Source organism: Streptomyces sp. NPDC001406 (genome assembly GCF_042895285.1).
GTDB lineage: Bacteria > Actinomycetota > Actinomycetes > Streptomycetales > Streptomycetaceae > Streptomyces.
On record NZ_JBIAWG010000037.1, the window covers coordinates 18,611 to 30,160 of the forward strand.

General features: G+C 68.8%; 9 protein-coding genes, 1 tRNA gene and 1 pseudogene. 4 read left to right on the forward strand and 7 right to left on the reverse strand.

Annotated features, from left to right (window positions below; genetic code table 11):
* Nucleotides 1-519 precede the first annotated feature (519 nt).
* A tRNA-Trp gene (locus ACFY1J_RS44910) sits at nucleotides 520-592 on the reverse strand.
* A gap of 1,033 nt (nucleotides 593-1,625) precedes the next feature.
* On the opposite strand from ACFY1J_RS44910, the gene ACFY1J_RS44915 reads away from it, so the two are divergent.
* Both ACFY1J_RS44915 and ACFY1J_RS44920 read left to right on the forward strand, forming a co-directional pair.
* Nucleotides 1,626-2,759, forward strand: a complete 1,134-nt coding sequence (locus tag ACFY1J_RS44915) for a NucA/NucB deoxyribonuclease domain-containing protein (protein ID WP_390713101.1) — start codon at nucleotides 1,626-1,628, stop codon at nucleotides 2,757-2,759.
* 74 nt (nucleotides 2,760-2,833) lie between these two features.
* Entirely contained in the window at nucleotides 2,834-3,286 is a 453-nt protein-coding gene (locus tag ACFY1J_RS44920) for a hypothetical protein (RefSeq protein ID WP_390713102.1), read from the forward strand.
* 38 nt (nucleotides 3,287-3,324) lie between these two features.
* Here ACFY1J_RS44920 and ACFY1J_RS44925 read toward each other — a convergent pair whose 3' ends face one another.
* Nucleotides 3,325-3,570, reverse strand: coding sequence for a hypothetical protein (locus tag ACFY1J_RS44925; RefSeq protein WP_390733236.1), 246 nt, complete (start codon nucleotides 3,568-3,570; stop codon nucleotides 3,325-3,327).
* A 27-nt stretch (nucleotides 3,571-3,597) separates the two neighbouring features.
* A complete protein-coding gene (locus tag ACFY1J_RS44930) occupies nucleotides 3,598-4,479 on the reverse strand; it encodes a nucleotidyltransferase domain-containing protein (protein WP_390713104.1) in 882 nt (293 codons plus the stop codon).
* A gap of 225 nt (nucleotides 4,480-4,704) precedes the next feature.
* Between ACFY1J_RS44930 and ACFY1J_RS44935 the strand changes: the two genes are divergently transcribed.
* A complete protein-coding gene (locus ACFY1J_RS44935; RefSeq protein WP_390713105.1) occupies nucleotides 4,705-6,042 on the forward strand; it encodes a hypothetical protein in 1,338 nt (445 codons plus the stop codon).
* 300 nt (nucleotides 6,043-6,342) lie between these two features.
* On the opposite strand, the gene ACFY1J_RS44940 is transcribed toward ACFY1J_RS44935, so the two are convergent.
* The 4 genes from ACFY1J_RS44940 to ACFY1J_RS44955 form a co-directional block, all read right to left on the reverse strand.
* Nucleotides 6,343-7,245 (reverse strand): ATP-dependent DNA ligase, encoded by a 903-nt coding sequence (locus ACFY1J_RS44940; RefSeq protein ID WP_390713106.1) that lies wholly within the window; start codon nucleotides 7,243-7,245, stop codon nucleotides 6,343-6,345.
* Between the two features lie 87 nt (nucleotides 7,246-7,332).
* The gene (locus tag ACFY1J_RS44945; RefSeq protein WP_390713107.1) at nucleotides 7,333-8,415 is read right to left on the reverse strand and encodes a Ku protein; all 1,083 of its coding nucleotides are present in this window, start codon (nucleotides 8,413-8,415) and stop codon (nucleotides 7,333-7,335) included.
* Between the two features lie 170 nt (nucleotides 8,416-8,585).
* Nucleotides 8,586-9,467: a hypothetical protein gene (locus tag ACFY1J_RS44950; protein ID WP_390713108.1), complete on the reverse strand. Its 882-nt coding sequence runs from the start codon at nucleotides 9,465-9,467 to the stop codon at nucleotides 8,586-8,588.
* 38 nt (nucleotides 9,468-9,505) lie between these two features.
* Nucleotides 9,506-9,718: a hypothetical protein gene (locus tag ACFY1J_RS44955; RefSeq protein ID WP_390713109.1), complete on the reverse strand. Its 213-nt coding sequence runs from the start codon at nucleotides 9,716-9,718 to the stop codon at nucleotides 9,506-9,508.
* Nucleotides 9,719-10,148: 430 nt separating this feature from the next.
* Here ACFY1J_RS44955 and ACFY1J_RS44960 point away from each other — a divergent pair.
* A pseudogene (locus tag ACFY1J_RS44960) lies at nucleotides 10,149-11,456 on the forward strand (PHP domain-containing protein); the annotation flags it as partial.
* Between the last annotated feature and the right edge of the window lie 94 nt (nucleotides 11,457-11,550).

Genomic DNA, 11,550 nt, shown 5'->3' on the forward strand with positions numbered 1-11,550 from the left:
GCGCCGCACAGCAGACGCGACCGGCTCGAGCCAGAAGTTGATCAGTGAAGCGAGACTGTAAATCCCGTGAAGTCCCTGTGAACAGGGGGGACAGACAGAGGTTCCCCCATCACCCAGTGATCTTGATCACGGACATGCAACGTTTGGGGCTGGTATCGGAGCGGTTCGAGAGTTGCCGCCCGACTTGCCGTTGGGTCTGGGCGAGGCCGCCGGTCGAGGGAGTTGTCGCCGGGCCTTCGGGCGCGGTTGCGCCCGAAACACAGGCTCAGTGCCCCAAATCGACCCTCGAGACGCCGTAATGACCGGAGGTCGATTGAGCCTGGCCTTGAACGGAGCAGCGAACAACTGGCGGGATGAGTAAGCGGATCAGCGTCCGGGCTGCAGCGATCCTCACGTGCCGCGCCATCCAGCGCATTCTGAAGGCCCAACCACCAGGCGGAGGGGGCACCCGCCCCTGTCCTGCCGACCGTCAGCCCAGGCCCGCGCTGGAGCCCGCCGGGGGCTCCGGTCTACGGGCGGCAGGGGCGGCAGGAATCGAACCTGCGGCATCCGGATTTGGAGACCGGTGCTCTGGCCTGTGAGCTACGCCCCTTCGATGGGGGCTAACTTGGCATGTCCAACAGGTGCGTCTCCAAGAGACTTCCGTGTCGGTGCCGCCGTCGCAGGCGATCCGCTGCCGCGGCTGGCTACTCGCCGAACGTTGAACGGCCCCACGCGGCGTGCGAACCGGGCGCGGGGCCGTGAACCCGACAGTCCTGTCAGAGCCGGGCACCACGAACGTACGAGACCACCTGACGGGCAGGCACATCGGACGGGCCACACGAGTGACCGCCGGACGGGACCACGCAGCCGACCGGCTGCCGGCCGAAGCCGCAGCAGGCACGGGAACGTCGAGGGGCCCGGCGTCTGCCGGACCCCTCGATTCCCGCCGGGCCGGTCGTCCCCGCCGTGGCGGTGGCCACCGTCACGGTCGTGGTGGGCCCCAGGACTCGTCGTCGACGAACCGACCCCGGTCATCGCGCAGCGTCGCTGTGTCCTGCCAGGGGCACACGGACGGTGAGCCCGCAGTGAAGGGCAAGTCCACGCCCAGTGCGAAATGCCGTACGAGAAGCAGCCCCTGAGACTGCGCCCGCACCGTCAGCAGCGCCACCCCGCCCCATGGAGAAGGGGCGTCTGCGCTCCGGTCGCGGGCATGCAGGCGGCCCTGATGCCGGGCGGTATCGGGGCCGTCGACCGCGCATGTCCCGCCGCGGGGGCACCGGAACACGTACACGCGTCGCCGGGATAACGCACCCTGCGCGCCAAGGTCACGGGCCCGGTCGGGCGTCGGTCGCGCTGGACCGGTCCGCCTCACCAGCTCCCCGGCCTCAGCGCGTTCTCGGAGCGTGACCGCCCGTCCGGCAGAGTTCCCCACGAGCAGACCCACAACGCGAACTTCCGCTCCGCCGTGGCACGGGCATCCCACCAGCCGTGCATCCTCGTGCTCCACTGCCAACTGGCCGATATAGAACGCCAGTTCGTCTCAGAGCTGCCTGTCATGAACGTTTCGACCTGTGATGTGATCACCACGAGTGACAGACCTGTCACAGGCGTCACTCGGAATCGACCAACACGGGGAGAGATTCGTGCGCCACCAAGTGAAATCCAGCAGCAAGCTGATCACTACGGCCGCGGCCATGTTGCTCGCCGCGAGCGGCACCATCGCCGCCTCCGCCCCCCACAGCGGAACCAGCGGAAAGAACGAGATCACCGTCACCACCGGCGCGGTGAAGTCCGACTTCACCGCCAACACCTTCAAGACCAACGCGGTCACTCCGCGGGCAGGCGAGCCCGCCGGGTACTGCAAGTACCCCGACCCCTACACCACTGCGGTCAACCGCACGATGAACTGCTACCACATGCCCATCAAGGTCAACGTGAAGAGGAACGGCCGCATTGTCGGCACCGCCTCGTTCACCGTGTGGCATGAGATCCACCTGAACCTCAAGAGGGTCAAGTGGTCCGAGAAGATCACCGTCGGCAAGGCCACCCTCACCGGCAGCGCCGGCGGCATCAGCACCAGCTTCCACCCTTCCTGCGGATCCGGCTGCCAGGTCCATGCGGGCGGCGGGCTTGCCTCCCCGTTCACCCTGAACGGACACGTCCACACCGGATCGGCGGACCACACCTTCACCGTCAGCGCAGGCCACCCGCGCACCAGCCAAACCCGCTACGAGTTCGACTTCAAGAAGCCGGGCTACACGAGCGGTGAATTCCCCTACGTCGGGTTCAAGTACCGATGCGACGACGAGGACCGCCAGTACGGCGCAGGCTGCGTCTACACGGGCACCCTCTCGGTCGAGAAGGACTGGACCAAACTGTCCGACATGGCCAACCTGCCAGGGATCGGCGACAACATCCGCAAGGTTCAGCACGCCGGACTCCACATCGGCTACCCCGGCTCCAGGGTTCCGCTCACCCGAGCCACCAAGGACCAGGCCGACGCCAACCGCAGGGCCGTCTGCGGCCCCAGCGTCCACCCCAAGCCGGGCGACATCTGGTGGACCGTCGACCCACACGACGACGGCACCAAGCCCTCCTGCGACGAGTACCCCTTCGCCGAAACCACGCAGGGCGGCACCACCTACAACCCGCCGAACCGTTCCATCAAGTGGGTGCCGCTGAAGGAGAACCGCCAGCAGGGCGGCATCCTCCGCACCTTCTTCGGCCGCTACCACGTCCTGCCCGGAGACAAGTTCTACGTGCAGGCAGGCCGTTAACAACGGCTGTCCATAATTACAGGCCCCCTCACGGTATGTGAGGGGGCCTGCCCCGCCCCGGAAGGAAACCGGCCATGACAACGATCCGGCCCACAGACGAGTACACCGGAATGGCCAGCCTGAACCACGCCTTCTACGTCATCGACATGGGAGACCCCGAGGGCGTCGCCCTGCCCTCCATGACCTCCCACACCCGCATCACCGCCACCGACAGCAAGAGCTGCCTCACCATCACCGCAGGATCCAGCGAGTGGGAGCCGGTCAAGATCAGCCTCCTCGTCTACGACCAGGAACCCGAGCCGCTGCCGGGAGAGTGGACCCACACCGAAACCTTCACCTGCACCGCCACCGATACGCCGGCGAGCTTCACCACCGGCACCGACCCCGACGACATGTTCCAAGACCCCATGCCGCCAGAGCATCTGTTCAACCGACCCGGCCTCGAACCCCCCTACCACTGGAAGGGCCGCCTCCTGATCGCTGCGTACGAGGTAGAGGAACACGTCCTCCAGTTCTGGCCCGCATAGACGGTCGTTCAACGACGATGCCCCACACGACCCAGGACTCACGGCTGACGCGTAGCGGCCTGCTGTGAATCGTTGTAGAGATCGAACACCGCGTCGGCCAGGTCGGGCAGGTCCGTCAGCTCGATGTTTCTCGGGTTGGCGGCGTAGCCAATCAGGCCCAGGAGGCGGTGCACGATGTCGGCCTCCTGTTGCTGCCGCTGCCAATCGACATCGTTGAGACCGTCGTCGACGAGGGGTGGCGGCGTCCTACGGAAGCGTTCATCCTCGGCAACGCACTCTCGCAAGGCATTCGGCCCCCGGTGGCCTCCCCTTCAGATCCTGGCAGGTGTCGGGCCGGGGGTGAGGAGCAGGGCGTGCAGGGGGCGGGTGCGGGTGGGGGTCAGGACTTCGAGCCATCCGTCGCCGTTGGCCAGGCAGTACGGGATGGACCGGTAGTGCTGCCACTTCCAGTTCACCCACCAGCGGGCCTCTTCGAGGCGGCCGGCCATACGGCTGGGGGTCGGCAGGCGGTAGCCGGACAACTCGACGTCGCTGAAGTCGACCTCCTGCTCCTGGAGGTGGTGCAGGGCCGCGAGAGCAGCGCGGCGCAGCGGGCTGTGTTCCACCCAGCGGGCGCGTAGGTCGAAGGCGATGTCACGGTCGATGGGTTCGGCGGGCTGGTCGGGCAGGGTGACGCGGGAGATGTTGATCTGGCCGGTGTCGCGCCAGGTGATCAGGTCGTGGCGGACCGGGCGGGGGATCGCACGGTCCAGGCCCTCGAACTCTTCGATCATGTCGTCGCGCGGTGCACGGCCGGCTTCGGGATCCGGCTCGATGCCGTGCAGAGTCTGGAGGGCGTACTGAATGGTGTCGCCGCGGCGCCACACCGGCAGCATGGACACGCCCTCACTCTCGAGCTGCCGACGTTGGGCGGTGTCGAACTGGAGCTGGATGCCTCTGCTGCGTCCGACCAGCTGCCTGCGGAGTTCGCTGTAGGGGTTGCGGCCGGAGAAGAGGCACGCGACGACGTGCTGGCTCATTCGTTCATCGCGGCGGACGTCGACCGCGACGTCCACGTCGTGCGGCTGGAGGGCGCCACGGGCGTAGGAGCCGAAGAGGTAGATTTCGTCAACCAGGGCCAGCGGCCAGTCGGTCCCCTCATCCAGTCTCCGCAGCATGTCCTCCACCAACGCGGTGGCCCGCTCCCGCTTCACCTTCCCCACCTCTTTCAGACCGCCCCGCCGACGGCCGCGTAAAGCCCCGCGTACAACTCACGGAGCGTACGTCTGTCGTCCCGACCACGGAGTGAGCGTACTGGCCGACGCCGCGGGGGCAGGCGGACTTGCGAATCGCACCCTCATCCAGCAGCAGCAAAAGCGCTGGCACAGGGCGAACTCCTCATGCATTCTGGTCCGTTGCCCACGCAGGAGGTCGTACCCATGGCAGAGATCCGTTCGCTGGAGGAGCTGCAGACGCCGGACAGCACCTCGCTTCGCTTCAGCCCGTTCGGGCTGGGCGATGCGATGCCGGCCGAGAGGTCAGCCGAGTTCCTGCAACGGCTGGTCGCGGACTGCGAGCTTGCTTCGGATGTGGCGGAGGGGACGCGCCGGGAGTTCGATCGGCTTCAGCGTCTTTTCGCCTTGGGTCTACTCGACTATGACGTCTTCACCGTGGTCGACGACCGCGCCTTGCTGGTGATGGAGCAGGCGCTGCGCGAGCGGTTTGTCCAGTGGTGCGCCGGTGCAGTCACGTTCGAGGACGTCAACGGTTTGGAGTCTCCAGTAACCGAGGACGTGCGCATCTACGACGATATGTTCGCCGCGGTAAAGAAGCTGGGCAGGAGGAGCCGGCGGAGGCCGCGGCAGCAGCCGTCGCCACAGTGGCGGTTGAAGGTCGGCAGCACGCTGATCGACTTCAACGGGATGCTGGCCGGGCTGCGGGCCTGGGCGCGCGCGGCCGGTCTGCTGCGTGGTCAGCGCACGCGTGGCATCGAGCATGCGATGTCGAATCTGCGCAATGCTGTGGCCCACCCGACCGGATACCACCGCAAGATGCCCGTGGAGACGGCACGGACCCTGCACGACCTGGCAGAGTTCATCAACCAGTTGTGGGGGCACCCGACCCCTGGCGGGCGCCTGTACCCCGCCCCGGTGGAACGCGACATCGTCGTCATGGCGTGGAACGACGAGGGAAGTGTCCACATGGCCCTGGCCGATGCCCTGCGCGATGACACCGATGCCGATGGATACCACTACATCCTGGTCCGCAGCGTTGCCCGCCCCGGAACCCGGTACGAGGACGCGTACTGGTCAGCGTTCGACGCCCGGTTCGAGACAACGCAGTTCCCCGCGGAGTACCTCTGGGGGCCCGGAAGCCGCAGCGACGCCCTGGCCTGGCTTAACGCAGAGCAACCGAAGGGGGATACCGTCGACTACGTCGACCGCGTCTTCATGCTCCGCGAGCACGACGGCCAGGTGTACCCGCCGATGCACCCGGAAGTGGCCGCGGGCCTCACCGCAGAAGAGCAATGCGGCACGTGGCACACGGTGCGGGCCGACTTCCCCGAACACGCCTTCGCCCACGTACGGGGCCTCAACAGCAGCCCCAATGCGCACGCCCGGACCGGCGACTGCAAAAACTGCCCTGCTCATCACCTCGGCAGCGGCAGTCACGAACAGGCCTTGCGGGCCGCAGAAGACGCCATCGGCGTCGTCACCCCCCGGCGGCCGCCCGCCGTTCGTATCCCTGACTCGTTCTTCTGGCCACACAGATTCTGAGAGCACGGGGAGCTGACGGGAGGGTTCATTGCTCGACGCCCCTCATGCAGCGCACGCATGTACTGCGGACAGGCGTAGGCGGAGGGGCGGCCCCTGCCCAGGGCGCGGGGTGCCGGGGCCGCCCGGGCCCTGCCGTCCTGTCAACGCAGGGCACTATGACGCTAGGGCCCAGCAGCCGGCTTCGCTCCTTCCGCGCAGCACCTGGGGGAGCATTGACGAAGGTCTGCCCGTACGCCCCCGGTGTCAGCAGAACGGCGGCGATGGCCGCGGTATGGAGAGACTGCCGACAGCCACTGCTGGTCAGCGGGTTTTGAACAAGGGCGTGTCGGCGGGCGTCAGGTCGGTGCGGATGCGGTGCAGCCGGGCCGGGTGACGGAATCGGCCGGCACTGTCCCGGGCGACGTCAGCGGCGACTTCCACCACCACCTCGGGTTGTACGAGGGTGACGGTGAGGGTCTCTCTGGTGCCCCACCCAGCGGAAAACGTCCACCCTGTCCACGGATGTCCGGCCGCGGCCGGGACGAGCAGCCCGGACAGCAGTGTGCCGGCAGCGCGGGCCAGGGTGGCGGTGCGGCCGGTGTACTGCAGGAGCCCGCGGGCGTCGAGCCTGCCCAGCAGCAGGCTGCGGGGAGCGGCAACGGACCCGGTGATCGCGCCGACGATTGCCTCCTGCGTTTCGCGCACCTTGTACTTGCGCCATCCGCGGACCGACGGCCGGTAAGGGCCGTCGAGTCGCTTGAAGCAGACGCCCTCCATGCCGACAGCGGTCCACGACAGCCACTCAGCCGCGGTGTCGGCGTCGGTGGTCGACGGGCACAGCACCCACGGCGCCAACAGCTGGCGTTCGGCGAACAGATCCTCCAACGCGGTCCGCCGCCGACGGTACGGCCACGCCGTCGTCTCGGTGCCGGCCAGCCGCAGCACGTCAAAAGCAACGAAGTGGGACGGCCATGTCGCAGAGGCCTCTACCGCCCCCGCGCCACGCCGCTGCAGTCGGCCTTGGAGACGCTCGAACGCCAGCCGCCCGGACTCCCACACCACCAACTCACCATCCAGTGCCGTCGCGTCCGGAAGCTGCACCGTTGCCGCCGCGATCTCGGGAAACATCCCTCGGAGATCGGTGCCGCGCCGCGAGCGCAGCACCACTCGCCCTGCATCCGCGGAGATCTGCGCCCGCCGTCCCACTTCGGCTCGGCCGCCCACCCCTGCGGTAGGTCGGGGCTGTTCACGGCCGCAGCGAGCATCGGCTCGGGAAGTGTCCAGATCATGGGCGCGGCATTCAGGCGGACATCAGGCGGCGCTCTTCTTGTGGCGGCGCCCGGCGCGGGTGAGTGCGTCGACGAGCTGCTCACGGCTCATCTTGGAGCGGCCTTCGATGCCCTGCTCGGTGGCCCGCTGATACAGCTCCGCCTTGGTCAGCTGCCGCAGGTCGCCCTTGCCTGTGCTGCGCTGGCGGGCTTTCGAGGTGGTTCGTGCCGTCTTCGGTGGCGCTTTCTGGGCGGCGGGTCTCTTCGCCGCCTTCGTGGCCGGCTTTCGCGCGGTCTTGCGGGCTGGGGCCTTCTTGGTCTGCCGCGGCTCGGCGCCCGTCTTCTGACCGCGGGCCTGGTCGAGGCTGCCCTGCAGGACGGACATCAGGTCGATGACATTGGTGGCCTGCGGCGCCTCGTCCGCCACCGCGATCTCCTGGCCCTCGGCCTTCGCCTGCACCAGCTCACGGACCTTCTCCTCATAGGTGTCGTGATACCGGCCTGGTTCCCAGGGCGCACTCAGGGCGTCGACGAGCTGGATGGCCAGCGTCAGTTCCTTGCCCTTGCCTGCCCGGCGCGAGGGGAGTTCGGGCAGTTCCTTGCCCGGGTCGCGCACCTCGTCCGCCCAGTGCAGCGTCTGCAGCACCAGCAGCCGCTCCTCGGCGCGCAGCGCCGTGAGGTACTGCTTGCCGCGCATGACGAACGTTGCGATCCCGGCCTTGTCCGACTCCTTGAGCGCTGCGCGGAGCAGCTCGTAGACCTTGGTGTATTCCTTGCCGCGCGGTGCGACGTAGTAGGTGCGGTCGAAGTAGACCGGCTCGATGTCGGCCAGGTCGACGAAGTCGGTGATGTCGATGGTCTGGGAACGGCCCGGCGCGATCTGGTCCAGTTCGTCGGGCTCGACGACGATGTACTCCCCCTCGGCGAGCTCGTAGCCCTTGACGATGTTCTCGGAAGGTACTTCCCTGCCGGTGCGTTCGTTGACGCGCCGGTTGCGGATCCGGTCGGCGGTGTTGCGCTGCAGCTGGTGGAAGTGGACGGTGTGGTCCTCGGTCGCCGTGTACAGGCCCACGGGCAGGCTGGCCAGTCCGAAGGTGATCACACCGGTCCAGATCGAGCGTGCCATGACCGTTCACTCCCGTGCCTGATGCTGCTGGTGGCGCGCCCGGCAGGGGGCGCCTGCTGACCACGGTGTCACTCCTGGACCAGGGGCGCGCGCCGGGCGCTGGCGTGAAGAGTCGCAGGTGGAGGCCGTTGGGGGGAAGGCGGGCATTGCGCTCTGTGATCCGGTGCCGCCTATGTGGTGCCTGCGGTCATGCGGCGTACGTGCTGCGCCCTCTCGCGTGCCTCCCGCTCGGCTTGGGCGAGGGCGTCGGCGGAGGACCGGCTGTGTTCCTCGGCTTCCTGCTGGTCGTTCTCGGCTTTTTGGTACTCCTCTCGCGCCTGCTGCATTTGCTCCTCGGCGGCGGACATCCGCTGGCGGGCCTGCTCGGTGCGCTCGCGCGCCCGCTGCAGCTCGGCGTCGACGTCCGCTCTCCGTGCGCGCTCTTCGCGCAGGCGCTGCTCGGCCGCCTCAGCTGCCTTCTGCGCCCGGGCAAGTTGCTCTTGGCGGGCGCGACGCCGCTCGGCGAGTTCGTCCTTGGCCCGCGCCGGAGTCGGGGGCGTCAGGCGGCCCCGGGTGCCCTCTCTCTCGGCCGCGGGTGCGGTGCCGGGGCGGAAGCCCGATGGCGGGGTGAGGGCGTTGACTAGGCGGCCGCCCGCCCACTGGTCGGCTGCTTCCGGATCGGCGAGCACGGCGCGCAGGGTCGCTTCGAGGTCCTGCTGGACCGACTCCGAGAGCCGGTGCCCGGCCTCGCGGGCGAACTGGGCGGCCTGCCGGGACAGGGCGGATACGACACGGCGGCGCTGCGCGGAGAGATCTTTGAGTCCCTCGGCGTCCAGGGCGTGGTAGGCCTCACGCAGCGCCTGTCCCAGTTCCAGGAACTGCCGGCTCTCTTCCGGCTGGGAGCGCAGCAGGAGGTTCGCCGCCCAGGCCGCGAGGGTGGGGCGGCGGGCGGCATGGATCCGGCGGGCATCGTCCACCCGGCCGGCTGTTTTCGCGGCGGCGGCCAGCGTCTCCCGTCGGGCAACGAAGTCGGACGGCGGCGTGGTGTACAGCTCGTCGAGGACGGCTTCCACGTCGTGCCCTCCGCCGCCCCGGCGGCCATTGCGCGCGTTCAGTGTCCCCACACCTCCGGCCCGCCCTCATGCCACTCGATCCATCCCGACTCCATGACATCCAGCTCGTCCCAGCCGGTCAGGCCCGCGTTCTGCAGGAACACGGTGAGGTCATGGAGGCTGTAGGCCGTGCCGAGCATTTGATCGTCGATGGACACCCTGCGGCCGCCCGTCCCAGACGGCGGGTAGACGATCACGCGGCGCTCCGACATGGCAACAGCCTCACGCGCGCCTCACCGCCCCGCATCCTGGCCGGGCCGAGTTCCTGATCTCGCTACGCATGCCCAGGCACGAGAAGGGATCTGACGCCGCTGTGACCGTGCGCCGTAGTTGGCGGATGGCCTGTGGAGTCCTCGCAGGTCACGGTGTTTCTGTTCAGCGCAGTTGGCGGGGCCTGTTCGCGATAGTTGGCGGCTCGGGGGTCGCAGCGGGCACCTCACCAGCGAATACGCAGGTCACGTGATTCGTCTCGGCGCTTCCGCCAACAACCGTGCACATCCGCCAACTACCACGCACGGTCACAGCCGCTCGGGCAACGCGGGGACAGCACCACACTACGACTTCGAACAAATTTTCGGTTTTCGGTTATGGTGGAGACCTGGAGGGACACCGGTCAGGGGAGGGACAAGCGAGAGGCAGGAGGTGCGCAGCAGTGGTTTTACTCATCTGCACGTCGCCTCCGGCTATTCGGCCCGCTACGGCGCCTCCCTCCCGCACGCGCTCGTCCAGCGAGCGGCCGAGCGCGGCATGAGCACGCTCGCGCTGACCGACCGTGACACAGTCGCGGGCACGGTCCGTTTCGCCAAGGCCACCGCGGCCGCCGGCATCCGCCCCGTCTTCGGCGTCAACGTCGCCGTCGCCCCCCTCACCCCGCCCGACCAGACGGCCTGTCGTTGGCGTACGCCCGTACGCGGCGGCGCCCACGTGGTGGAGCCGCCGTTGCGGATCACGCTGCTCGCGCAGACCCCGGCTGGGTGGGCGCGGCTGTGCCGTCTCGTGTCCGCCGCGCACGCCGAGGCGCATGGGGGCCTGCCGGTCGTATCCTGGCCGGTCCTGCGCGAGTTCGCCGACACCGGCCTGGTGGTCCTGCTCGGTCCTTGTTCCGAGCCGGTGCGGGCCCTGTCCGCCGGCCGTCCCGACGTCGCCGAGCAGCTGCTCGCGCCGTGGCGGGAGCTCGCGGGAGAGCGGCTGCGGCTGGAGGCCGTGTATCTGGGCCGGCAGGGCACCGGTGCGGGCTCGCTGCGGCTGTCCGCGCGCACCGTGGGCCTGGCCGACCAGCTCGGCGTGCCCGCGGTGCTGTCGAACGCGGTCCGCTATGCCGACCCTGTCCAGCACCGGCTGGCCGACGTGCTCGATGCGGCCCGGCTGCTGCGGCCCGTCGACCGGCGGCACCTGGACGGCGGCGAGCGCTGGCTGAAGGGTCCGCCCGCCATGACGGCGGCCGCCGAGCGGATCGCCCAGGCCGTCGGCGACGACCGCGCCCGGGCTGTACGCCTGCTGGCCGAGACCGAGGCCACCGGCCAGTCCTGCACCCTCACCCCGGCCGATCTCGGGCTGGGACAGACGCACTTCCCCGAGCCGTCCGTCGTGGGCGCCACCGGCGAGCCGGGGGCGGCGATGCGGCTGCTGCGGCAGCGGTGTGAGACCGGGATGGTCGCCCGCGGCCTGGACCGGGACGAGCGTGCCGTACGACAGCTCGAATATGAGCTGGAGTGCATCGGGCGCCTCTCGTACGAGGGGTACTACCTGGCCGTGGCCCAGGTGGTCGCGGACACGAGGGCGCTCGGGATCCGAGTGGCGGCTCGCGGCTCCGGCGCCGGGAGCATGGTCAACCACGCGCTGTTCGTGGCCACCGCCAACCCCCTCGACCACCACCTGTTGTTCGAAAGGCACCTCAACGATCGCCGCACCTCACTGCCCGACATCGACCTCGACGTGGAGTCCGAGCGGTGAGGCGCCCCGAAGTTCTCGGACAGCGGTCCCCATAGGATCGAAGTCCAGAACGGCGGAGAGAGCACGTGGCACAGAAGCGTAGGAAGTTCAG

Bases quoted from the DNA above. Each gene is read 5' to 3' on its own strand.
- ACFY1J_RS44920 (WP_390713102.1), top strand. From the start codon at position 2,834: ATGACAACGATCCGGCCCACAGACGAGTACACCGGAATGGCCAGCCTG.
- ACFY1J_RS44935 (WP_390713105.1), top strand. From the start codon at position 4,705: ATGGCAGAGATCCGTTCGCTGGAGGAGCTGCAGACGCCGGACAGCACC.
- ACFY1J_RS44945 (WP_390713107.1), bottom strand. From the start codon at position 8,415: ATGGCACGCTCGATCTGGACCGGTGTGATCACCTTCGGACTGGCCAGC.
- ACFY1J_RS44955 (WP_390713109.1), bottom strand. From the start codon at position 9,718: ATGTCGGAGCGCCGCGTGATCGTCTACCCGCCGTCTGGGACGGGCGGC.